The 22,732-nt window shown below is 68.6% G+C and carries 23 protein-coding genes and 1 pseudogene; 12 read left to right on the forward strand and 12 right to left on the reverse strand.

The features are described 5' to 3' along the window. Window positions 1-21 precede the first annotated feature (21 nt). Genes IEY95_RS16255 through IEY95_RS16265 form a run of 3 tightly spaced genes read right to left on the reverse strand, consistent with a single transcriptional unit; the run spans window position 22 to window position 2,761 of the window. Window positions 22-1,269, reverse strand: a complete 1,248-nt coding sequence (locus IEY95_RS16255; RefSeq protein WP_189186742.1) for an ABC transporter substrate-binding protein — start codon at window positions 1,267-1,269, stop codon at window positions 22-24. Window positions 1,270-1,317: 48 nt separating this feature from the next. After that, complete coding sequence (locus tag IEY95_RS16260; protein WP_189186743.1) at window positions 1,318-2,010, reverse strand: ABC transporter ATP-binding protein; 693 nt, start codon at window positions 2,008-2,010, stop codon at window positions 1,318-1,320. Next, on the reverse strand, window positions 2,003-2,761 hold the full coding sequence (locus IEY95_RS16265) for an ABC transporter ATP-binding protein (protein WP_189186744.1): 759 nt from the start codon (window positions 2,759-2,761) through the stop codon (window positions 2,003-2,005). Before IEY95_RS16265 ends, IEY95_RS16260 begins: the two co-directional genes overlap by 8 nt. A gap of 241 nt (window positions 2,762-3,002) precedes the next feature. Here IEY95_RS16265 and IEY95_RS16270 point away from each other — a divergent pair, with 241 nt between their 5' ends. Together IEY95_RS16270 and IEY95_RS16275 are read left to right on the forward strand one after the other, a co-directional pair. Next, complete coding sequence (locus tag IEY95_RS16270) at window positions 3,003-4,610, forward strand: long-chain fatty acid--CoA ligase (protein WP_189186745.1); 1,608 nt, start codon at window positions 3,003-3,005, stop codon at window positions 4,608-4,610. 82 nt (window positions 4,611-4,692) lie between these two features. Next, a complete protein-coding gene (locus IEY95_RS16275; RefSeq protein ID WP_189186746.1) occupies window positions 4,693-6,054 on the forward strand; it encodes a tannase/feruloyl esterase family alpha/beta hydrolase in 1,362 nt (453 codons plus the stop codon). Between the two features lie 712 nt (window positions 6,055-6,766). Here the strand turns inward: IEY95_RS16275 and IEY95_RS16280 are convergent. The 7 genes from IEY95_RS16280 to IEY95_RS16310 form a co-directional block, all read right to left on the reverse strand. Next, window positions 6,767-7,270: a DUF6174 domain-containing protein gene (locus IEY95_RS16280; protein WP_189186747.1), complete on the reverse strand. Its 504-nt coding sequence runs from the start codon at window positions 7,268-7,270 to the stop codon at window positions 6,767-6,769. Between the two features lie 190 nt (window positions 7,271-7,460). Then, complete coding sequence (locus IEY95_RS16285; protein ID WP_189186748.1) at window positions 7,461-8,522, reverse strand: LLM class flavin-dependent oxidoreductase; 1,062 nt, start codon at window positions 8,520-8,522, stop codon at window positions 7,461-7,463. Beyond that, the gene (locus IEY95_RS16290) at window positions 8,522-9,046 is read right to left on the reverse strand and encodes an SRPBCC family protein (protein ID WP_189186749.1); all 525 of its coding nucleotides are present in this window, start codon (window positions 9,044-9,046) and stop codon (window positions 8,522-8,524) included. The genes IEY95_RS16285 and IEY95_RS16290 overlap by 1 nt, the downstream gene beginning before the upstream one ends. Before the next feature lie 118 nt (window positions 9,047-9,164). Beyond that, window positions 9,165-9,662, reverse strand: a complete 498-nt coding sequence (locus tag IEY95_RS16295; RefSeq protein ID WP_189186750.1) for a winged helix-turn-helix transcriptional regulator — start codon at window positions 9,660-9,662, stop codon at window positions 9,165-9,167. A gap of 78 nt (window positions 9,663-9,740) precedes the next feature. Further along, the gene (locus IEY95_RS16300) at window positions 9,741-9,905 is read right to left on the reverse strand and encodes a hypothetical protein (RefSeq protein WP_189186751.1); all 165 of its coding nucleotides are present in this window, start codon (window positions 9,903-9,905) and stop codon (window positions 9,741-9,743) included. Window positions 9,906-10,096: 191 nt separating this feature from the next. Then, window positions 10,097-12,832 carry a SpoIIE family protein phosphatase gene (locus IEY95_RS16305; RefSeq protein WP_189186752.1) on the reverse strand — a complete coding sequence of 912 codons (2,736 nt, stop codon included), beginning with the start codon at window positions 12,830-12,832 and terminating at the stop codon, window positions 10,097-10,099. A 426-nt stretch (window positions 12,833-13,258) separates the two neighbouring features. Then, window positions 13,259-13,468, reverse strand: a complete 210-nt coding sequence (locus tag IEY95_RS16310) for an NUDIX hydrolase (protein ID WP_189186753.1) — start codon at window positions 13,466-13,468, stop codon at window positions 13,259-13,261. A 351-nt stretch (window positions 13,469-13,819) separates the two neighbouring features. Here IEY95_RS16310 and IEY95_RS16315 point away from each other — a divergent pair. Further along, window positions 13,820-13,948, forward strand: a pseudogene (locus tag IEY95_RS16315) (VOC family protein); the annotation flags it as partial. Window positions 13,949-13,974: 26 nt separating this feature from the next. Next, the gene (locus IEY95_RS16320) at window positions 13,975-14,229 is read left to right on the forward strand and encodes a hypothetical protein (RefSeq protein ID WP_189186754.1); all 255 of its coding nucleotides are present in this window, start codon (window positions 13,975-13,977) and stop codon (window positions 14,227-14,229) included. Between the two features lie 376 nt (window positions 14,230-14,605). On the opposite strand, the gene IEY95_RS16325 is transcribed toward IEY95_RS16320, so the two are convergent. Next, the gene (locus tag IEY95_RS16325) at window positions 14,606-15,406 is read right to left on the reverse strand and encodes an SDR family NAD(P)-dependent oxidoreductase (protein ID WP_189186755.1); all 801 of its coding nucleotides are present in this window, start codon (window positions 15,404-15,406) and stop codon (window positions 14,606-14,608) included. Window positions 15,407-15,491: 85 nt separating this feature from the next. Here IEY95_RS16325 and IEY95_RS16330 point away from each other — a divergent pair, with 85 nt between their 5' ends. The 3 genes from IEY95_RS16330 (at window position 15,492) to IEY95_RS16340 (ending at window position 16,940) form a co-directional block, all read left to right on the forward strand. Then, complete coding sequence (locus IEY95_RS16330) at window positions 15,492-16,343, forward strand: helix-turn-helix transcriptional regulator (protein WP_189186756.1); 852 nt, start codon at window positions 15,492-15,494, stop codon at window positions 16,341-16,343. Window positions 16,344-16,387: 44 nt separating this feature from the next. Then, window positions 16,388-16,609, forward strand: a complete 222-nt coding sequence (locus IEY95_RS16335; RefSeq protein ID WP_189186757.1) for a hypothetical protein — start codon at window positions 16,388-16,390, stop codon at window positions 16,607-16,609. Between the two features lie 124 nt (window positions 16,610-16,733). Beyond that, window positions 16,734-16,940, forward strand: coding sequence for a hypothetical protein (locus IEY95_RS16340; protein ID WP_189186758.1), 207 nt, complete (start codon window positions 16,734-16,736; stop codon window positions 16,938-16,940). A 468-nt stretch (window positions 16,941-17,408) separates the two neighbouring features. Here IEY95_RS16340 and IEY95_RS16350 read toward each other — a convergent pair whose 3' ends face one another. Then, the gene (locus tag IEY95_RS16350) at window positions 17,409-17,882 is read right to left on the reverse strand and encodes a hypothetical protein (protein ID WP_189186759.1); all 474 of its coding nucleotides are present in this window, start codon (window positions 17,880-17,882) and stop codon (window positions 17,409-17,411) included. Window positions 17,883-18,300: 418 nt separating this feature from the next. Between IEY95_RS16350 and IEY95_RS16355 the strand changes: the two genes are divergently transcribed. From IEY95_RS16355 to IEY95_RS16375, 5 genes are all read left to right on the forward strand, one after another. Further along, a complete protein-coding gene (locus IEY95_RS16355; protein WP_189186760.1) occupies window positions 18,301-19,158 on the forward strand; it encodes an ABC transporter substrate-binding protein in 858 nt (285 codons plus the stop codon). Next, window positions 19,155-19,946, forward strand: coding sequence for an amino acid ABC transporter permease (locus tag IEY95_RS16360; RefSeq protein ID WP_189186761.1), 792 nt, complete (start codon window positions 19,155-19,157; stop codon window positions 19,944-19,946). Before IEY95_RS16355 ends, IEY95_RS16360 begins: the two co-directional genes overlap by 4 nt. Next, entirely contained in the window at window positions 19,939-20,745 is an 807-nt protein-coding gene (locus IEY95_RS16365; protein ID WP_189186762.1) for an amino acid ABC transporter ATP-binding protein, read from the forward strand. Before IEY95_RS16360 ends, IEY95_RS16365 begins: the two co-directional genes overlap by 8 nt. A gap of 126 nt (window positions 20,746-20,871) precedes the next feature. Continuing rightward, window positions 20,872-21,543 carry a FadR/GntR family transcriptional regulator gene (locus IEY95_RS16370; RefSeq protein ID WP_229703004.1) on the forward strand — a complete coding sequence of 224 codons (672 nt, stop codon included), beginning with the start codon at window positions 20,872-20,874 and terminating at the stop codon, window positions 21,541-21,543. Beyond that, complete coding sequence (locus IEY95_RS16375) at window positions 21,540-22,709, forward strand: acetamidase/formamidase family protein (protein ID WP_189186763.1); 1,170 nt, start codon at window positions 21,540-21,542, stop codon at window positions 22,707-22,709. Before IEY95_RS16370 ends, IEY95_RS16375 begins: the two co-directional genes overlap by 4 nt. Window positions 22,710-22,732: the final 23 nt, after the last annotated feature.

Here is a 22,732-nt window from a genome sequence, read left to right on the forward strand (position 1 = left end):
GCGGCCACCGGGCCCTGGTGGTCAGCTGAGGTGGCAGTCGGGGGAAGGCTTGTCGAATGCCTCGGCCGCGGGGATGGTCTTGACGCGCTCGGTGTAGTCGCCGGGCTCGCTCGCCTTGGCAGGGTCCTTGACCTTGGCCAGGTAGGCGTCATGGACGATCCGGTGGTCTTCGGCACGGATGGTGGCGTTGTGGGCGAAGAAGTCGCTGAACTTGGTGCCGTCCAGTTCCTTCGAGACGTCGGCCGCCTTGTCGCTGCCGGCTTTCTGCGCAGCCTCGAGATAGTGCGTCGCTGCCGAGTAGTCCGCCGCCTGGACGAAGGTGGGCCGCTGTCCTGTGCGTTCCTTGAACCGGTCGGCCCAGGCCTGTGCCTTGGGGTCGACGTTCCAGAACCAGGCGGTGGTGAACGTCGTGCCGGCCAGTTTGTCCGCGCCGATGGCCTTGATGTCGCTGTCGAAGAGCAGGCCGATGGCCAGCTCGATGCCCTTGTCCTTCAGCTTGAACTGCTCGTACTGCTTCACGACGTTGGCCAGATCACCGCCGGCCTGGAGGGCTCCGAGGACGTTCGGCTTCGGCTTCAGGCGCGGGGCCTTGAGCAGGAAGGTGGAGTAGTTGTCGCTGGGGAACGGCGTGGGGTCCTTGGCGACGATGGTGCCGCCCGCGCCCGTGATGGCTGTCTCGAACTTCTTCTGCATGTCCTGGCCGAAGGCGTAGTCCGGGTAGATCGTGTACCAGTTCTTGCCGCCCTGTGCGGTGACCGCGGATCCGGTGCCGTGCGCCAGCATGTAGGTGTCGTAGGCCCATTCGTAGGTGTACGGATTGCAGGTCTTGCCCGCGAGTTCAGTCGTGGCGGCCCCGGTGTTGAAGTACAGCTTCTTGGCCTGGCCGGCGACGGTCTGCACGGCGAGCGCCGCCGACGAGGTCGGCACGTCGAAGAGCGCGTCGGCCTGCTTGCGGTCGTACATCTCCCGGGCCTGGGTGTTGGCTATCTCGGGCTTGTTCTGGTGGTCGGCCTTGATGACCTCGATGTTCTGGGTGACCGCCTTGTCGCCGTACTTCTTCTTGAAGTCGTCGACGGCCATCTGCACTGCCTGTACCGAGTTCGGTCCCGCGATGTCCGCGTACACGCCGGACAGGTCGGTGAGCACGCCGAGCACGATCTTGTCATCACTGATCTTCCCGCCGCCCGAGCTCGGTCCGCCGCCCCCGCAGCCCGCGAGCAGTGCCCCCGCGGCGGCTGTGGCCACGACCGTCGACAGCCTGTGCTTCATTGCATCCTCCTGATGCGTACGTCCCGAATGAGCGGAGGTGACGGGGTGTCACAGTCCGAGATAGGCAAGGAGTTCGCCCTCGCGCCGGCGTACTTCGGTGTTGTCGAGCGATTCGACGACGCGGCCCTGCGCGAGGAGGTAGTGGCGGTCGGCGACGGTGGAGGCGAAGCGCAGGTTCTGCTCCACGAGCAACACCGACACCCCGTGCTCCTTGGCCCCGCGCAGAATCTCGCCGATCTGCTGCACGATCACCGGGGCAAGGCCTTCCGTCGGCTCGTCGCACAGCAGCACGCGTGCGCCGGCGCGCAGGACCCGGGCGAGTGCGAGCATCTGCTGTTCACCGCCGGAGAGCTTGCCGCCGGGGAAGCGGCGGCGCGCCGCGAGCACCGGGAAGGCCTCGTAGATCCGGGTCAGCGGCCACGCGGAGCGCGGGGCGGCCGGCGGCAGGGTCAGGTTCTCCTCGACGGACAGGCCCGCGTAGATGCCTCGGTCATCGGGCACGTAGCCGAGACCGAGCCGGGCCCTGCGGTGCGGGGGCGCCGCCGTGATGTCCCGGCCCGCCAGTGCCACCCGGCCCGTCATGTCACGGCGCAGGCCCATGGCGCAACGCAGCAGGGTGGTCTTGCCCGCGCCGTTGCGGCCGACGAGGGTGACGACCTCACCCTCGTCGACGTGCAGGGATACCTCGTCCAGGGCCGTGGCCTCGCCGTACCGGGCGCCGAGGCCCTTGATCTCAAGCAACGTCGGCCCCCAAGTACGCCTCGACGACCCGTGGATCGGTCTTGACCCGGTCGTAGGGGCCTTCCACGAGTACCTCGCCCCGTTGCAGGACCGTGACGGTGTCGGCGAGCGAGCCGACGACGCTCATGTTGTGCTCGACCATCACCACGGTGCGTCCCTCGCGAATCTGGTCGACGAGGGCGACGGTGCGGTCGATGTCCTCCAGTCCCATGCCGGCCGTCGGCTCGTCGAGCAGCAGCAGCGCGGGGTCCAGGGCGAGGGCGAGGGCCAGTTCCAGGGCGCGTTTTTGTCCGTAGGGAAGGTGTCCGGCGGGCCGGTCGGCGAGGTGCGCGAGCCCCACGTCGCCAAGGAGTTCCAAGGCCCGGCCGGAGAAGCGGCGCATCAGTGTGTCCGTGCGCCAGAACCGGCGGCCGAGACCGGTGCCGGACTGCAGCGCGAGCTCGACGTGCTCCCTCGCCGTCATCTGCTCGAAGAGGCTGGTGACCTGGAAGGAGCGGGCGACGCCGAGGCCGGCGATACGCTCCGGCGGCTGTCCGGTGATGTCGTGTCCGTCGAAGGTGATGCGCCCTGCGGTCGGCTTGAGAAATCCGGTCAGCAGGTTGAACAGGGTTGTCTTTCCCGCTCCGTTGGGGCCGACGAGCGCGTGGACCGTGCCCTCGGCGACGCTCAGGTCCACCGCGCTGACGGCGCGGAATCCCTGGAACTCCTTGGACAGGCCTTGCGTGACCAAAATGGCGCGCGGTTGTCTCATGACGCCTCGGATGCGCAGGGGATGCACCGGCGGATGCCGATGTGGGGCAGACGTTAAGTTCGGCCATGAGCGGCGGCTACGGAGAGAATCTCCACAAGGTGACCCTGCGAGGGTGTGGGTTTTCTCCCTCTGCGCGTCGCGGCGTCCGTCGCCGGTGTGGGTACATGCTCCATTGAGGTGCGGGAGGGTGTGGAGACTTCCTCCGTCGCTACGGTTCCGCACCGCGGTGACGATGTGCGCCATGGCGATGATGGAGACACCGCTCAATACCTGGCTGCTGTTCGGCCACGCCCCGCGCTACTTCCCCGACACCGAGGTCGTGACGCGCCTTCCCGACGGCCGTGTGCACCGTTACACGTACGCCGAATTCGCGCGCCGCGCCCAGCAGTTGATGCACGCTCTGGACGCCCTCGGTCTGGCGCCGGGTGACCGGGTGGCGACCCTCGCCTGGAACGGCTACCGGCACCTGGAGGCCTACTGGGCCGTGCCCTGCACCGGGCGCGTCCTGCACACCCTGAACCTGAGGCTCTCCCCCGAGGACCTGGCCTACGTCATCGGCCACGCGGACGACCGCGCCGTCCTGGCCGATCCCGATCTGCTGCCCCTCCTGGAGAAGGTGCACGAACGGGGCGGCCTCGCCGGCGTGCGGCACATCGTCGTGCTCGGCGACAAGGTGCCCGACACCGCGCTGCCGGGGGTGGTGGCGTACGAGGAGCTGATCGCCGGCCTGCCGGACGCATACGCCCCCCGCGACATCGACGAACGGTCGCCGCTCGGTCTGTGCTACACCTCCGGCACCACCGGACGCCCCAAGGGCGTGATCTACACCCATCGTTCGACCGTGCTGCACGCCATCGCCGCGTCCTCGCAGGCCGCCATGTCGATCGGTCCCGGTGACTGCGTGCTGCCGGTCGTGCCGATGTTTCACGCCAATGCCTGGGGCGTCCCTTACACCGCCACTCCCTACGGTGCCAAGCAGGTGTTCCTCAGCGGGTCGCTGGATCCCGCGGCGCTGGTCGAGCTGATGGCCGCCGAGCGGGTCACGGTCGCCGCAGGCGTGCCCACCATCTGGATGGCGGTCGCCGACGAGATCGCCGCCCGCGGCGGGCTGCCCGAACTGCGACATCTGCTGTGCGGCGGGGCCCGTCCGCCACGCGCCCTGATCGAACGCTACCGGCGCGACTTCGGCATCCCGTTGGTGCAGGTGTGGGGCATGACCGAAACCTCGCCACTGGCCAGCCTGGCCTGGCCGAAGGAACACATGCGTGACTGGGACGAGGAGCGGATCACCGACGCGGTGCGCACCCGGGCGGGTCTTCCGCTGCCCGGCGTGCAGATGGACATCCGCGACGAGGCGGGCAACTCCCTGGACTGGGACAGCATTTCGATGGGTGATCTGCTGGTGCGCGGCCCGTGGATCGCCGATTCCTACCTGGGCGGTGAGGGCGCCGCCCAGTTCACCGAGGACGGCTGGTTCCGTACCGGGGACATCGCCGTCGGCTCACCGGACGGTTATGTCGTCATCGCCGACCGCGCGAAGGATCTCATCAAGTCGGGCGGTGAGTGGATCTCCTCGGTGGACATGGAGTCCGCCGTCATGGCCCTGCCCGAGGTCGCCGAAGCCGCGGTCATCGCCGTCCCCGACGACAAGTGGCAGGAACGTCCGCTGATCTGCGTCGCCCCGCGCCCGGGCTCCACCGTGACCCTCGCACGCATACGGGATCACCTCGAGGCCACAGGCTTCGCGCGCTGGCAGCTTCCCGACCGTATCGAGGTCGTCGAGGCCATCCCGCGCACCGGCGTCGGCAAGTTCGACAAGAAGGCGCTGCGCGCCCGCTTCGACTCCTGATCCCCAAGCCCCTCTGCCCGAACCGGCTGGTCGGGCAGTCCGCAACCCGCTTCCCTCTTCTCTCCCACCCGGAGCCCGAACGATGCACCTCAGACGCCCCCTCACCTTGTTGTCCGCCGTGCTTCTGTCGACGGCGGGAGTGTCCGCGAGCGCCGCGGCGGACGCCGCGCACCCCTGCGCCGGCCAAGCCCACATCGCCGTACCCGGCGCGGAGTTGCAGACCACGGCCTGTCTTCCCGACATGACCACGGCCGCGACCGCCGGTACCGCCTACACCGACCCCGCGGACTGGGCCTCACTCGCCGCAAAGGGCACAAAGAACCCCACCGGTGTCCCCGGCATCCAGGTCGACGGCTACTTCCCCGACTCCTCGCACCTCAACAAGACCCACGGCTGGAACCACGACTCCCAGTTCGTCATCCGGCTGCCCGAGCACTGGAACGGCCGCCTCGTGGTGACCGGCGCGCCCGGGACGCGCAAGCAGTACTCGCTGGACACCCTGATCTCCGACTGGGTCATCGCCCGGGGCTACGCCTTCGCCTCCATCGACAAGGGCAACAGCGGCCCCGACTTCTACACCGACGGCAAGCGGCCCGGTGACGCGATCGCGGAATGGAACCGGCGCACCACCGAGCTGACGCGCGCCGCGAAGACCGTCGTCCGGCAGGCGTACGGGCATCAGCCGCGCCGCACATACATGACCGGCATCTCCAACGGAGGCTATCTGACCCGCTGGCAGCTGGAGAACCACCCCGAACTGTACGACGGCGGGGTCGACTGGGAGGGCACCCTCTGGACGCCCGACGGGCCGAACCTGCTCACCTATCTGCCGACCGCCGTCGCCTACCAGGCGGGCCGGGCCGCCCACGACGACATGCTCGCCGCCGGATTCGCCCCCGGCACCGAATTCCTGTGGCCCTACCACCAGGCGGCCTACTGGGGTCTGACGCAGAAGGTGTACCGCGCCGAGGTCGACCCCTCGTACGACCCTAAGTGCCCCGGTGCGTCGGCCGGTTCGACGACGGTCGAGATCCTCGCGCCCTGTGCCTCGGACGCCTCCTACGACTACGCGTCGCGACCGCTCTCCGTGCGCCGGGCGGTCGAACGGATCTCGCTCACCGGCCGGATCGGCAAACCCATGCTCACACTGCACGGATCACTCGACGCACTGCTGCCTATCGCGACCGACTCGGACGTCTATACGCGCATGATCGACGACAGCCACCGCGGCCGTCTGCACCGCTCCTACACGATCGAGGGCGGCACCCACGTCGACGGCCTCTACGACACCTATCCGCAACGGCTCCGCCCGATCCTTCCCTGCTACCGCTCCGCCTTCGGCGCCCTGACCGACTGGGTCGAGCACCGGGCGGCCCCGCCGACGAGCGGCGTCGTGCCCAGGCCCGCATCCGGCGACCTGGTCAACTCCTGTGCGCTGCAATGACATCGACGTGATGCGCAGTGGAGGCGGCCGACACCCGCGGTGACCGCGATGTGGACCGCCTCCGCGGGCGGGCGGGCCGGCGCGGTGCGGCGGTGCAGCGGACAGCCCGCTCCGCAGGGACGACCAGGACGGCGGGGTCCGCCCCCATCCCCTCACCACGGGAGGACCGCAGGCCGGTTCATGACCGCACCAAGGGTCATGTCCCGCGGGATGGTGTAGTCACGGCAGCTGTTTTGGAGGTTCATCGGGAAACTCCACACTCCAACGCGGGACGTTCATGGTCTGAGCCGCGTTTCAGCAGGTCAGCGAAATCCGTCGGTTCCTCGACTCCCTGCCTGATGGCGAACGGTGCCGGTCATGCGGCCGCAAAAAGCCCCCACGCCATGATCCGGCCGGACGGGACACGTCGGCGACGAAGTGCGCCGCGTGAGGTTCTGGCCGCACATCAGCTCCGAGACGCACATCTCGAGGTTGTGGAAGCCGGTGACGGAGTTCGCAGTGCCCGCCGCAACCGCCGTGGGCCAGGATGTGTCTGCCCAACATAGCGCTTCTTGAAGGAGGGGCTGGAAGTTGTGTTGGCCAAGGGGTGCTCCGCGCGTGCCTGGAAGACCCAGGGTGGTGGAAGTCATCGCCGTCGTCCGACGGCCCGTCAGCCACAACGCCCAAAAGCTTCGTGAAGTGGTTCACGCGGATTATTACGAGCCTCGCCGCGTTACTGACTGCCTGCCGGTTCATAAGCACTGATGATGTAAAGGGCTTCGTCGTCGATCGCGTTCTTCTGCCAGTCCAGCGAGATCCGCACCGGGTGCCCGTCCGCTGCGTACTCCACTTCCGCCGCATCCGCCTGGTCGTGCCGGGCCCGGTCCAGCTCCTCCAACAGCTCGCGAATCGTGGGCACAGCATCGGGTGACTGCTTGACCACCCGCCGGCCGCTTTCGTCGAGACCGACCGCCTCCGTCACCTTGCCGTGCTGGACCGTCACCCGGAATGTCCCGATCAGGGACCGTTCCCCTTCACTCGACTTCAGCGTGTAGGCGTACGAGGAAGGCTCCTCCCAGGTGGACTCCCTCTGCGCTGTGGCGCTCTTCGGCCCAGTCTCCGCCGTGGATCCCGAGGACGTCGAGGTCTCGCCGCCACAGCCGGCAGCCGCACACATCAGCACCCCTGTCAATACGGCAGCGGATACAAGACGGGGGCTGGAACGTACGGCAGTCATGGTGGCTCCCTCGGAGACGGCTACCTCTATGACGTCGGTCGGCCCATGAACGTTCGGGTACCTGCGGCGCCTGCGTCCTCGCGCGGCTGTGCCGCATGTTCCGAATCGCTGTCGGTCGTGCTGCTGCGGATCACTTGAACACGCCTGTGGGCGGAAGCGTTCGGCGAACCGCGCTGCTTCTCCCCGGGCACTACTGTCCCGAGTCGCACTCCACTTCGCGAACCAGCTCCAGGGCCCGGCCCAGGGTGGCGAGCCGGGCGTCCAGCGTCTCGCCGGCGGGGTAGAGACGGACAGTGTCGACCCCGGCGGCGCGCCACACCCGCAGCCGTCGGCGCACCATGTCCTCGGTGCCGATGAGCGTGGTGCCCAGCACCATCTCGTCGGTGACGAGCTCCGCGGCCCCGTCCCGGTCGCCGGCCTGCCAGCGCTGCCGGACCTCGGCCGCGACCTCGGCCCAACCCTGGCGGCTGTAGGCGTCGTTGTAGAAATTCGTGCCGGCCGAGCCCATTCCGCCCAGGCTGAAGGCGAGCTCCTTCTTCCGGGGGGCGACCATCGCGCGCAGTGCGTCCTCGTCGGGGGCGAAGTTGACCTCGGCGCCCTGGCAGATGTCCAGGTCGGCGCGGGACCGGCCGGAGGCGGCCAGGCCCGCCGCCAGGTGGTCGAAGTACGCCTCCTGGGCCCCCTCGGGCACAAAGCTGGTGCCCAGCCAGCCATCGGCGATCTCACCGGTCAGGTGCAGCAACTTCGGTGAGAGGGTGGCCAGATAGATCGGGATGGCGTGCTCGGCGCGCATCGACAGCCGCATGGGCCTGGCTTCCCCGCCGGGCAGCGGGATGGTGAACTCCCGCCCGGAGTACGAGATCTTCTCGCCCGACATCGCCAGCCGCACGATCTGTACGGTCTCCCGCATCCTCGCCAGCGGCCGGGCGAACGGCACCCCGTGCAGGCCCTCGATCACCTGCGGCCCGGACGGGCCGAGCCCCAGCAGGAAGCGCCCCTCGGAGATGTTCGACAAGGTGATCGCCGCCCGGGCGATAGCCATCGGGCTGCGGGTGCCGAGCTGGATGATCCCTGAGCCGAGTAGCATCCGCTCCGTCCGCGCGGCCAGATAGCCCAGGGGCGAGGGTGCTTCGGAGCCCCAGGCCTCGGCCACCCAGCAGATGTCCAGGCCCAGCTTCTCGGCCTCGGTGACGAAATCCACCGTCTCCGGCCAGCTCCCGCCGGAGGCCTCGATCGTGGTCGCGGTCCGCATCACATCCCCGCCTTCCCGGCGCCTTCGGCCAGCATCCTGATCGCCTCAACGGTCGCGGTCATGTTCGTCTCGAACTCCCGCAGCCGCACGAAGACGATCTTCTGTTCCTTCTCCGGCATCCGCTCGATCGCCAAGGACAGGCCGGACCGGCCCGGGCCCATTCGCATCCACTGGTGGAGCTGAGTGCCGCCGTCCCGCGGTTCGCAGGTGAACCGCCAGAGCGCCGTGGGATGTTCGGGGTCCTCGACCGCCCAGGCGAACACCCGCGGTGGCTCGAACTCCACGACGTGGGAGGTGGTGGACCACTCCCCCAGTGCCTCATGCACGCTCCGGCCGAGGAACCGCGCCCTCAGGGCGGGACCGGTCGCCCCGTCCAGCCACTGCACCGACTGCAGCTCCGCGCTCAGGCGCGGCATCAGCCCGACGTCGGACACCAGCTCCCACACCCGCTCCGGTGGGGCATCGATCCAGATTCGCACCTCGACCGTGGGGGTGTCGGCATAGCGCGCGCCCGTCCACTCCATCGCTGGCCGGCCTCCTGTCGGTACCGGAGATCCCCGCAGAAATCAGGGCCTGACCATTAAAGTTGCGTAGATAGACTCACCTGTCAAGGGTCGGCGGCGGCACTGCCGAACCGCTGGATCAGCTCGTGAACCGCTCCCGTATGTCCGGCCGCTCGGCCAGGTGCGGCGGATAGCCCGGCCCCATTCGGGGGTGGGTGTTCTCCGCCGTCATCGGCTCACCACAGGCGGCGCACACCACCTCGGCGTGGCTCTCGTGCCCGCAGACGTCGTGGTACTGGGTGACCGGGGGACCCGCCTCGCCGGCCAGCCAGCGGTCCCCCCACCGGTTCATCGCCAGCAGCACGGGGTAGAAGTCGCGCCCCTTCTCGGTGAGCACGTAGTCGTAGCGCAACGGATCGGTCTGGTAGGGCTGCTTCTCCAGCAGGCCCTCGTCCACCAGCCGCCGGAGCCGGTCGGCGAGGGTGTTGCGCGCGATTCCCAGCGATTCCTGGAACGCGTCGAACCGCCGGATCCCGTAGAACGCCTCGCGCAGCACCAGCGGCGTCCACCAGTCGCCCAGCAGTTCCATGGTGCGCGCGATCGAGCAGGGCCAGCGCGCAAAGGATGTCCGCCTCATGCAGGCCAGCATACGGTCGGTTCCAGAATGAAACCCAGCAGGCAGATGGGGACAGCGTGGCCGTGGGCCCCCGTTACGTCAGAGATACCGGACCGAGGAGTGATCGGCGAGCCGCCGGACCGAGCGGTAGGTGGCGCACCCTGGCTCACCTGGGCAGTACGCGGGACGGCTGCAGTCCGGCTCCACCGCGATCGCCGGCACCCGCAGCCCTGACCAGCTCAGCTCGATCATCCAGGCCCGCATCACTGCATCGTGCAGGGCCTTCCGTGCCCGCGACAACCGGCGAATGACGGTCCGCTCGTCCTCATCCCGCCCCGGCCGAGCTCGTGGAACCATCGTCCAGCACCCGCCCCCGAGCACCGTCAACTACCCCGCCACCAGGACAAATACCCAGCGAGACAGGAACCCGGCACTGGTGTCCACGTCACGAGAAGTCACAGCGTCGCGTCGTCCCACTGGTCCAGGAGGAGGTCGCCCGACCCCTCCCCCTCGGTGCCCGTATGCAGGGGCTGTTCGGTCCAGATGATCTTGCCGCGCGCGGTGTACCGGGTGCCCCAGCGTTGAGCGAACCGAGCCACGAGGAACAGCCCGCGGCCGCCTTCATCGGTGTCGGCCGCCCGGCGGATGTGCGGGGAGGTACTGCTGCCGTCGGAGACCTCACAGATCAGGAACCGGTCGTAGAGCAGCCGTACCCCGATGGGCTCCTCGCCGTACCGGATGGCGTTGGTGATCAGCTCGCTGAGAATCAGTTCGGTGGCGAAGGAGATGTCCTCCAGGCCCCAGGTGCACACCCGGCGGGCACACTCGGCGCGGATGGGCCCAACGGCCGCCGGGTCGCGGGGGACACTCCACTCGGCGACGCAGTCAGGACCCAGCAGGCGGGTACGGGCGACCAGGAGTGCGACATCGTCGCTCGGCTGTGGCGGTAGCACGGTGGCGGCCAGGGCCTGGCACGTCTCCTCGGCTCCGGCGTCCGGGGTAGTGGCGAGAATGTCGAGCAACAGCCGCAGTGCGTCGTCGATGTCCCGGTCGCGGTAATCGATGAGCCCGTCGGTGTAGAGCACGAGCCGACTGCCCTCTGTCAGGCGGAGCCTTGCCGTCTCGAACGGCTCACATCCCAGACCCAGCGGTGGGGCGACGGGTACGTCGGGGAAGCCGACGGCGCCGTCCGTACCGGCCAGCGCGGGCACGGGGTGACCGGCACTGGCGATGGAGCAGTCGCCAGTGACCGGGTCGTAGACGGCATAGGCACAGGTGCCCCCGATGGTCGCCGTGTCGTCCCAGCCCGCCTCCTGGTTGATCCGGGCGACGAGCTCGTCCAGGTGTCCGAGCAGTTCGTCGGGTGGCAGGTCGAGGGCGGAGAAGTTGTGTACCGCGGTGCGCAGCCTTCCCATGGTCACCGCTGCGTGCAAGCCGTGGCCGGCGACGTCGCCGACGACCAGCGCGACCCGGGCGCCAGGCAGCGGGATGACGTCGAACCAGTCCCCGCCCACCCCGGCCATGGCCGGCAGGTACCGATGGGCGACCTCGACGGCGTTCTGCTCGGGCGCGCCGCTGGGCAGCAGGCTGCGCTGCAGCGTGGCGGCCACGGTGTGCTCCTTGGTGTAGCGGCGGGCGTTGTCGATGCTCACCGCGGCCCGGGCCGCCAGTTCCCCGGCCAGGGTCAGGTCGTCCGCACCGAACGATTCGGGCCGGTCCGCACGCCAGAAGTTGGCCAGCCCCAGAACGATGCCACGCGCCCGCAGGGGAACCGTGACCAGCGAATGGAACCCGTCTTCGAGGAGTCGCGCCGCCCGGTCCAGGTCCTGTTGCTGCCATACGGCAGCAAGACGCAGGTCGGCTTCAAGCACCGCCTCCCGGCCCCTGAGCGCCCGTGCGTGTGGCGTGGGCGCCGCATACGTGATCAGTTGCCCCAGTGGGAAGAGCCGGCTCTCGCGGATCCCGGCGACGGCCGTTCGGCGCAGGGTCAGGCAAGGCTCCCCGGGCTCCTCGCCCCGCAACACCGGCTCGGTCAGGTCCACGGTGACAAAGTCGGCGAACCGTGGGACCGCCAGCTGCGCCAGTTCTTGCGCCGTGCGCGGCATGTCCAGCGAGGTGCCGATACGCACGCCGGCGTCGTACAGCAACGCCAGGCGCTCATGGGCGACCTCGGCCCGGCCCGCCAGCGCCTGCAGCTCAGTGGTATCCCGCAATGTCGCAACGCTCCCGGAACCGCCTTCGTGCGGTGCAGCGGGTCGCACGCTCACTGCCAGCAGCCGGCCACCCGCCGGATGCACCTCATCGGTAACCGGCAGGTGGGACATCAGTACATCGGTGATGCCCGCGTCCAGGCCCAGCTCGTCCGCGTGACGTCCCTCGGCGTCCGGCGGGAGGCTCAACAGGCGCCGTGCCTCATCGTTGACCAGCAGCAGCCGCCCGTCACCCCCTGTGATCACGACGCCCTCGCGCACCGCATGCAGCACGGCGTCGTGGTGCTCATACATCCGGGTCATCTCGGCCGGCCCCAGCCCGTGGGTCTGCCGCCGCAGCCGCCAACTCACCAGCGCCGTACCTCCCGCAGACAGCGCCAGGACCACGCCCGCGCCCCCCAGCAGCACCGGTAGCTGTTGGCTCACGGAGTTGTTCAACTGCTTGACCGTGACCCCGGCCGCCACTACCCCGGCCATGGAACCGTCAGGCCGACGGATCGGGATGGACGCGCTCACGGCAGGGCCATAGGGAGATTTGGCGAGCCGTACGACCGGCTCGTCCGGGATGGTGCCGAGGATGTGCTTCCCGATCTGCCGCGGGTCGGAGTGGGCGTACCGGATCCCCGCCGGGCTGAATATCGTGACGTAGTCGACGCCGGCATCCTTCCGCGCCTGCACGACACGCGGCTCCAGTACGGCCGTCGGGTCGGGACTGTCGAGCGCTTGGAGCAGGCCGGGACTGTGGGCCACGAAGCGTGCCGCCGTGGACGACCGGTTACGCGCTCCTTCTGTGTTGTCCCGCTGAACCTGCAGGACGAGAGCCACCAACGCGACGACGACGAGGAGCAGGACGACCCCTGCCTGCAGCAGGAACACCCGGCCCGCCACGGACTTCGGCGGGCGCAGCCGCTGCTTCCACGACGCTCGTGGACCGCAGAATCCACTGTGCCGGGCAGGTGGACCACGCCAGCACCTGATCATGCGTCCTTTGTACCACTTTCTTGTATTCCGCCATGATCCGTGGATGCCAGGACGGAAACTGGGGCGGTTTCAGCGCGACAGAGTTCAGCGCATATTGAGTGGGCTCGCAATGAAATCGGTCGGTCGACAACTGGGGCGAGCGGCGGCGCCAACTCGGCCGTTGGCATCTGCTGCGGGGCACCACTGAGGCCAAGCCTCGCTGTCGACTGCTGACGACGTGCTCTTCGACGCAGCGCGGGACTCGTGCCGACGGCCCGACGCCGGCGGGCGGGCCGCCGGCGCGGACGGCGGCCGATCGACTACCCCACTCGTGCGGGCTTGCCCTCCCCGTGCGGGACGTAAGACACATCCATATCCGCCGTTCCATATCCGCCGTCGACCCACCACAACCCACCCGGCCCCGCGTCCTCGGGACCGTCGCGGTCATCAGCCGACCAGCACAACGGGCTGCTCGGGCGTGCGCCCTTCAGCGACGATCGCGACCAGGGCGGCGAGACCAACGGGACAGACCGCCTCCCGGGTGCTCCGCAGTTCCGCGACGGTCCACCAGCGGTACTCGCGGATGTTGTCGGGCTGCGTCGCTCCAGCCAGGTCGAGGGCGGCCGCGGGGATGCGGGTGAGGAAGTACTTCTCCACCTGGCGGACTGCGCAGCCTGGAACTGAAGGACGTCGGCTTCAACGCCTCGGTGCTCTCGGAATTCCGCACCCGGGTCGTCGACCACGGCCTGGAGGAGCGGGTGCTGGATCTGCTGCCGGCTGCGTTGAAGAAGCGGCGTACTGACAGGTCGACGTATGGGGCGCCGCTGCGGCCTGACGGCACTCACTCCACGGGGCCGTCAAGTTGCGTCAATTGCACGGGGAATCTCCAAAGGCCAACGCGGGATCCCCATACAACGGAAGGCGCGTCTCAGCAGTCAGCGCATTCCGTCGGCTGACCAATTGGGCGGCGGCCTTGCGCCATTGGGTTTCGAAGGCCCGGGCGGTCTCCACGTAGACGACGTCACCAGGCCCGAGTTCATCGACCAGTGGGGCACGGCCAACGTCATGAACGAGTTCGTCGCCACGCGGTCGTTCAATGACCCCGATCGCGGCGTCTTCGCCGCCCCGCCGATGTGAGCCCGACGAGCACGAGGGAAACAGCCTTGACCATCACCGACCCCCGCAACTCGGGGCGCACACCCGGCGCCGACGAGTCACTCGACATCCCCCTCGATCGCGTTCACGCCCAACTGGACGACGTACTGATCCCGGTCGGCATCTTCGACGACGAGCGGGTCTTCCGCGCCGAGATGGAGGTGTGCTCCGGGTCCGCGTTCGCTCGGCGAGGGAGGGCGGTAGAGACAGGCAGGGCGGCCCATCGGGTGATGCGGGCGGCCCGGCAGAAGATGCCGTGCTGAACTGCGAGTGTCGCGACAAGGCCCTCTCCGCGGCCGTGTTCTGCAGGGAGGGACTCGGAGTCGACGGGTGCGGACTGAGCGGGGTGAACGAGTCCGCTGTCGGTGACCTCCACGCGGTCCAGTTGCTTGCCCAGGGCCCGGAACGCGCCGGAGTTCACCCGCTTGGCCATCTCCGCAACGGACGCAAGGTCACCGCCCTGCTCCGCCAATGCGTCGGCGATCTACTCGACGAAGACTCGAAGCCGGGCTTGCCCGCGGCGGGAGTGGTGCACGAGCTCAGCGCCACAGCGAACGACCTGCGTGGCGCCGGTGCCGCGTCGGCCTGCAGTCCACGTGGAGTTCTGCACCGCGACGTCGTCGTGCTGGGCTGCCCTGGTCAGGCGCCGGCACCGCCGTCGATCGGCAGGATCGCGCCGGTCACGTACGAGGCGCGGTCGCTGAGCAGCCAGGCGGCTGCCTCGGCGATCTCTCGGGGCTCGCCCATCCGGCCCAGCGGGATCCTTGCGCTCATCCCCTCGATAATGCCGGGAGTCGCCGCTTCCCATTCGTCGATCATTTCGGTGGCGGTGCCGCCGGGGGTGATGCCGTTCACCCGGATGTTGGCGGGGGCCAAGTCGACCGCGGCGGTCTCGGTGAGGCTGTTGAGCGCGCGCTTCATGGCCCCATAGGCAGGCAGGGCGGGATTGGCGCGGCGACTGCCGATGCTGGAGGTGTTGACGATGGCCCCGCCGCCGCCCTGTCGCATGAGTGCGACCTCGGCGTTCATAGCGGTCCAGTGCGAGCGGAAGTTCACGGTGAACTGCTCGTCGATGTCCTCATCGGTGGTGGCGTCGACCGGGCCGGGCTGCTGAATCACCGCGCCGTTGTTGAAGGCACCGTCGAGCCGTCCATGCAGCTCCTCGACGCGGTCGACGGCGGCGCGGATGCTTGCGCGGTCGGCGAGGTCCATGGTGACGGCGTCGGCGACGCCGCCATCGGCGCGGATCTCGGTCACGATCCGCTCAAGGGCGTCGGTGCTGCGGGCGGCCAGCACAACCTTTGCGCCTTCCCGCGCAAAGAGCCGGGAGGCGGCCGCCCCGATGCCGCGGCTGGCGCCGGTGATGAACACGACCTTGCCGGTAAGCAGGCCGATGGGTGCGATGTCGATGTTGTTCGTGTTGTTCGTGTTGTTCGTCATGACAACAGCGTCAGCCTGGCCCCCGGCCGGATACAGGCACAGGCAGTACCAGGATCCGCCGCCGCGCCGCGTGCACACTTGGCGTATGGACAAACAGGAACTCGGGGCGTTCCTCCGCAGCCGTCGCGAGCGGCTCCGGCCTCAGGACGTGGGACTTCCGTCCGGACCGCGACGCCGAACACCGGGTCTGCGGCGCGAGGAGGCCGCGGTCCTCGCGCACATTTCCACGGAGTACTACATCCGGCTCGAGCAGGGCAGGGCGCCCAGGCCGTCGGCCGAGGTCCTCGCCGGGATCGCAGGCGCGCTGCGGCTCACCGACGCCGAGACCGACCACCTCCACGTCCTCGCGGGTACCGCGCCGACCCATACCCGGCTGCACCGGCGCGACGTCCGCCCGAGCATCCTCGCACTCCTTCAGCGGCTGCCGCAGACGCCCGCCTTCGTGATGTCCGCCGCCTTCGAGGTGCTCGCGTGGAACGACCTCGCGGCCGCGCTCATGGAGGACTTCGCCCGGCTCGCTCCGAAGGACCGCAACCTCGCGCGCCGAGCATTCATCGGGCCGCAGCGCGCCGATGCGACGCTGTACGGGATCTCCGACGCCGCCGAGTTTCGGCACCAGGTCGTCATGCAGCTCCATGCCACGCTCGCCCGCTATCCGGCGGATCCCGCGGTGACCGGCCTCGTCGACGAACTCCGCGACGCCAGCCCCGACTTCGCCCGGCTCTGGGAGCGGCACGACGTGCAGGCCGCGCCGATGCTCACGAAGACCTTCCGCCATCCGGCCATCGGAGAGATTACCGTCGACTGCGACACGCTCACCCTCACGGACCGCGACCAGTACCTCGTGGTCTACAGCGCGCCGCCAGAATCCCCCGGCGCCGAGGCGCTGGCCCTTCTGAATGTCCTTGGCGCCGAGGCCGGCGACTACCTGCGGTAGCGCCGCAGCTGGCCACGGCGAACACCGTCGCCGCAGGGGGTGACGTGCTGATCCGGTCGGCCGTGGTCTCCTCGTCCAGCACCGCCACCGGGGTGTCCACCGACCTCGCCCGCACCATCGCGGTCCTGGCCCGCGCCCAGCAGGACGCCACCCGGAACCGCCGGCAGATCGCCAACCAGCTCCGCTCCCTGCTGCGTAAGTACTACCCCGCGGCCCTGGACGCCTTCACTGGCTGGGCCAACGGTATGCCGTCCCAAAGCCCGTGAACTGCTCAAAGTCGCTCCCACCCCCACTCAAGCCGCGCGCCTCACACGCACACAGCTGCGTTCCGCCCTCAAGCGCGCCGGCAGCAGCCGCGGCATCGAGGCCGAAGCCGACAGACTTCGGAAGGTGTTCCGCGGCGACTACGCGACCCAGTCCCGGCTCGTCGAGGCCGCGGTCGGCATGCAGGCCCTCGCCCTCCCGCGGCAACTCGAGGCAGCCTGCCTCGCCGCAGACGAGCTCGCCCGGGCGGTCGCGGAGTCCTTCCTCCAGCACTCAGACGCCGAGGTGCTCGTGAGCTTCCCGGACTCGGCGTCCAGCTCGGCGCCCGGATGATGGCGGCCCGCGCCGTGACCCGCTGGCTCCTGACTCACCCAGACGCCCTGATCGAGAGCGACCGGGTCCAGCTCAAGGCCGTGCCGGCCAACTGCCCCGAGCTGGACGCCCTCGCCAAGTACGTGCGGACCTTCGCCCACATGGTTACGGACCTGCACGGTGACCGGCTGCCGGAGTGGATCGAATCAGCCAGAACCGCTACCGACCTGCCCAGTCTCAGCCTGTTCGCCCAACACCTCGAACGCGACCTTGATGCCGTCGCCGCTGGCCTGACCCTGCCCTGGAACTCCGGTGTCGTGGAAGGCCATGTCAACCCATCAAGATGCTCAAGCGCCAGATGTTCGGCCGCGCAGGTTTCGAACTCCTCCGCAAACGTGTCCTGTTGGCGTGACCGAGCGTCACCACACCACACGCACCCGACCAGAGCCCGAAGATCAGTGACAAAGCCACGGAGCATGAGTCGGCGCGTCACTGATCATCGAGGGATGCCTGCCGGGCAAGGAACTCCTCGAACGCCGCCTTCTGCTTCGGATCCATGAAGCCCTGGCGGACATTGCGGGCCTTCTCCTGGAGCCAGTGCGCCTCGTCGGGGTCCAGTAGCTCGGCGACCACCACGCCTTTGCGAGCAACCGCCGTGCGCCCGCCTACGCGACGACGAAAAAGCGTGAACGCGCCGAATTCCGCCGGGTGGGCCAGTTCCGGCTCCTCCGCCACAGCCCGGTTCTCTTCCCCAGCGCCACTCGTCGGGTAGGCGGTGGGCGCCCAATGCTCCCAGAGCGCCAGCGTGGCCGCGGGCACCAGCACCGCGCGTTCCGCCTCTTCACGCCCCTCCCACATGAACGTGACAGTGACGGGCTCGCCGACCGCCTCGGCCAACCCGAGTACCCTCTCCATCTCATCGTTGATCGGGTAACCCACCACTACATCGATCTGAATGCCCATGGTGCCTGAGGCTACTGGCCGCCTCCGACATGCCAGCCCAAAGCTGACCATCACCCCGACCACGGCAGCCCGTCACCTACGGCGAACCCGGCGGACCCAGCTGGCACCTGCCCGCCACCCGCCGGTGATGTGCAGCAGCAGGTTGGTCAGGACGAAGTGGCCCAGGGGCGACGAGACAAGCCTTGGCGGCCCTGACGATCAGCACATGACGCTCGCCTGAACTGCGACTGCCACGTGCGCCGAATCGCGTCGGATCCATCGCGTTCGCGACCACGCACCCGCGGCTCGGGCCCGGATGACCGGATTAATGCGCTGGTTACAGGCGGTCTACCGCTCAGAAATGGCGCGCGGCAAGTCTCGTATGCGACTTGGTCAGACCATCCGATCAACGGACTGATGAATGGCCCGGAGGAGAACCATGAGACGACACCTGGCGATGGCCACCGGCGCGGCCCTGACGGCCCTGGCCCTGGGTGCGTGCAGCGCTTCGAGCTCCACCAAATCCGCGGCAGCGGCCCCGACGACCGCCCCGAAGGTCGGCACCTCTGCCATCATGAAATCCGGCAACCTGAAGGTGTGCACCGCGCTGAGCACCGGAAACCCGCCAACCTACTACTTCGAGAGCGGTCAGAAGCCGGTCGGGGCGGAGATCGACCTCGCCCACGCCGTGGGGCAGCACCTCGGTCTGAAGGTGGACTTCGCCGACACCGCCTTCGCCTCGCTCATCCCCTCGCTCCAGGGCGGAAAGTGCGACGTCGTCATGTCCTCGCTCTACATCAAGCCCGAGCGCGAGAAGGTCGTCGACTTCGTGCCGTACATGATGTCCGGTACGGCCATCGCCGTCCCCAAGGGCAACCCCAAGCAGGTCACTGGCATGGACGACTCGGTGTGCGGGCTGAGGATGGCCGCCACGGTCGGCAAGACCGGCGCCCTGCTCGCCTCCGGGCAGCGCGACAGGTGCGAGTCCGACGGCAAGCCCGCTCTCCAGGTCCAGCAACTGGACAGCACAACGGCCGGTATCCAGACGGTCATGACCGGGCAGACGAACGCCTACGCCGGTGAGACTCCCGTCATCCTCTACTACCAGGACAGGCAGCCCAACACCTTCCAGATGGCCGGGAAGTCCTTCGGCGCGATCAAGGTCGGAGCGGCGGTCAAGAAGGGCAACAAGCCCCTGCAGGACGCGCTGGCGAAGGCGTTCGACGAGATCAGGGCAGACGGCGACTACGCCAAGATCCTCAAGCGGTGGAACCTCTCGGAGCTGGCGCTGTCATGACGTTCGACTGGTCCTTCTTCTGGCAAAACCTCGTGTCGCCCGACGGTGCCTTCCTCGACGGGCTGTGGATGACGATCACCATCTCGATGGTGGCCATGGCCGCGGGCCTGGTCCTCGGAACGGTCGTCGCCCTCCTGTACCGGTCCCGGTTCACGGCGGTGAGGACCTTCGCCAAGTTCTACATCTGGCTGATCCGCGGCACCCCTCTCATCGTCCAACTGGTCATCATCTACCTGGGGTTCGCCGCGGCCGGCATCTACAAGTTCCAGGACACCGACGTCCTCGGCGTCGCGGTCAAGGGAGCGGTCCAGGCGGCGATCGTGGGCCTGACCATCCATGAGAGCGCCTATATCTCGGAGGTCATCCGGGCCGGCATCGCTTCCGTCGACCGCGGACAGACGGAGGCGGCCATGGCGCTCGGGATGCGTCCGGCCGGAACGATGCGCTGGATTGTCCTGCCGCAGGCGCTGCGCACGATGGTGCCGCCCTTGGGCAACATCTTCAACGGCCTCATGAAACACACCTCCCTGCTGAGCATCATCGGCGTCAGCGAGATGTTCCTGGTGGCTCAGTCCATCAGCTCCACAACGTTCAAGACGTTCGAGATCTTCCTCGTCGCCGCCCTCTACTACCTCCTGCTCACCACCGTCTGGACCTTTGTGCAGGCCTGGATCGAGCGACGACTCGATGACCAGGTCGGCATCACCCAGCCGGCCGGCCGCAAGAAACTCAACCGGCCGGCGCCGGCCGAGCCCGTGACCGTACTGAAGGGGGTCAACGATGCCTGAGACAGCCACAAAAGAGCCCGGGACCAGTCGAGGAACAGACGTCCTGGTCCGTGCTACCGAGGTGTGCAAGAGCATCGACGGGCGCCGCATCCTTGATGACGTGAGCCTTGACGTCCGCCGTGGCGAGGTGGTCGTCCTGGTCGGCCCCTCGGGTGCGGGCAAGACCACGTTCCTGCGGACCATCAACAGCCTGGAGACCATCGACAGCGGCGAGATCCTGATGGACGGCCACATGGTCGGCTACCGCAGGAAGGCGGACGGGACGCTCGTCATGGACTCGGCGGCCACCGTGGCCAAACAGCGGCAGGAGATCGGGTTCGTTTTCCAGCACTTCCACCTCTTCCCACACATGAGCGTGATGGAGAACCTCTGGCATGCCCCGGTGCGCGTGAAGGGCGTGCCGAAGGCGGCCGCAGTCGAGAAGGCGCACAAACTCCTGGCCCGCGTGGGACTCTCCGACAAGGCAGACGTACGGCCCCGGAACCTGTCCGGAGGTCAGCAGCAGCGCGTGGCGATCGCCCGGGCGCTGGCCATGAGCCCCGCCCTCATGCTGTTCGACGAGCCGACCAGCGCCCTGGACCCGGAGATGACCGGCGAGGTCCTCGCGGTGATGAAGGAACTTGCCGACGACCACATGACCATGGTCGTCGTCACCCACGAGATGGGCTTCGCACGGGAGGTGGCCGACCGAGTGGCGGTGATGGACGCAGGGCGCGTCATCGAGCAGGGACCGCCCGCCCAGGTTTTCACCCAGCCCGCCCACGCGCGTACGGCGGCCTTCCTCTCGAAGGTCCTGTGAATGCCGTCTCTACCAGGGATGGGCCCGGCCATCCGTTCCACGTGCGCGGCAGCAGCATCGGCGTTGCCCAAGGGGGGAAGTGCGTTGAACAGTAAGGTTCCGGCGTTCCGGCGTCGTCCGCGGAGTGTGAGCGCGGAGGTGGCGGCGTACCTCGAGCAACGCATCGCTTCCGGCGACCTCAATCCCGGTGACCGTTTCCCAGCGGAACGTGAACTGGCCCAGTCGCTGTCGATATCCCGCGCCTCTTTGCGGGAAGCGATGCGTGAGCTGGAGAACAAAGGGCTGATCGAACGCAGGCCAGGACGGGGCACTATTGTCACCGAACCTCCGCGCGAGGTCGATGAGTTGCTACGAGAACTCGCCGAGACCCGCCAGGAACAGCGCAACGTCAACGAACTGCGCCGCCTCGTGGAACCTGGCATCGCCGGGCACGCGGCGCTGCGCGCCCACCCGTCCAACCTGCTCCGGCTCGAGGACATCCTGCGCCAGTCCAACGAGAACCTCACCCCTGCCGAGTCCCTGCGCCTCGACCTCGAATTCCACTCTCTGCTCGCCCAGGCAGCGCAGAACCCCCTGCTGACCACGCTGCTCACCTTGTCCAGCCGCTGGACCGAGGACGTCCGCCGGCACTCGCACGCGACCCAGGAAGGGCGGCGAATCTCGGTGGAGGGTCACCGCGCCATCCTCCAGGCGGTGGCGGCCCACGACCGGCTCGCCGCCGAAGCCGCCATGCTCGCCCATCTGGACGATGTACACACGCTGATCGCCCAGCACACCGGAACAGGAGTAGCCCAATGACCGGCGCCGAGGAATTGTCGGTGACCGGCATCGAGGGTCTGCTGGCCGCGGAACGCTACGCGCCCCTGCAACCTCGCGCCGGACTCGTCCCAGGCAAGCACTACCTGAGCACCACGGCGGGGACCGCCCTGTGGGGCCGACTGCCCTGCGCCGCGGACGCCCCCGTCCTACGGATCCGGCCGGGCGAGACCGTGACCATCGACACGCTCAGCCACGAGGGGATCCTTGAGGACCAGGGGCAGGACCCGGTCGCGTACTTCGGCGCCCACGGTGTGCCGCAGCGGGACGTACTCGCAGACGCGGTGGAGATCGCCCGGGACGTGCCCCGCGATCCGACAACGGACGGCCCGCACGTCGTCACCGGCCCGATCTCCGTCCAGGGAGCGCGTCCGGGCGACATGCTGGCGATAACCATCGTGGAACTGACACCTCGGGTCGACTACGGGGTCATCTCCAACCGGCACGGCCGCGGGGCACTCCCGGGCGAGCTGCCCGCAGGGCCTGGCAACGTCAGCGTGTTCACGCAGGTGGAAGGCACGGGTTCCCGCGCCGTCGGCGTGCTGCCGCTGCGGACCGGCGGCCCGAACCGGGTGCGCTTCCCGCTGCGGCCGTTCCTCGGCATCATGGGCGTGGCCACGCCGGGTGACGTGCGGCTGAACTCGGTTCCCCCGCACTTGCAGGGCGGCAATCTCGACATCTCGCTGCTGGTCGAGGGCGCCACGCTCTATCTGCCGGTGGCGGTCGACGAGGCACTGGCCTACGTCGGCGACCCGCACTTCGCCCAGGGCAATGGCGAGGTCTCCCTCACCGCACTGGAGGCGTCGCTGCGGGCCACGCTGCACTTCGACGTCGTGCCCGCGACCGAGGCCCGCCGGCTGTTCGGCGGCGCGCGTGGTCCCGTCGTGGAAACCGACACGTATCTGGTCCCCACCGGCCTGGACCAGGACCTGGACACCGCCGTGTCGAACTGCGTCCGCAACGCCCTGGAGGTGCTGTCGTCCCGGTACAGCATGGACCGGCACCTCGCGTATGCCTATCTGAGCGCAGCGGCGGACTTCGACATCTCCCAGGTGGTCGACCTGGTCAAGGGCTCTCACGCACGCATCCGCAAGAGCGACTTCACGGGCATCGCCGGGGCACCTGCTCCACGTGCGTTACGAAGCTGAATGCTGGTGGCAGCATCCCGACG

Origin of the sequence: Streptomyces albiflavescens (genome assembly GCF_014645835.1) — a bacterium.
GTDB lineage: Bacteria > Actinomycetota > Actinomycetes > Streptomycetales > Streptomycetaceae > Streptomyces > Streptomyces albiflavescens.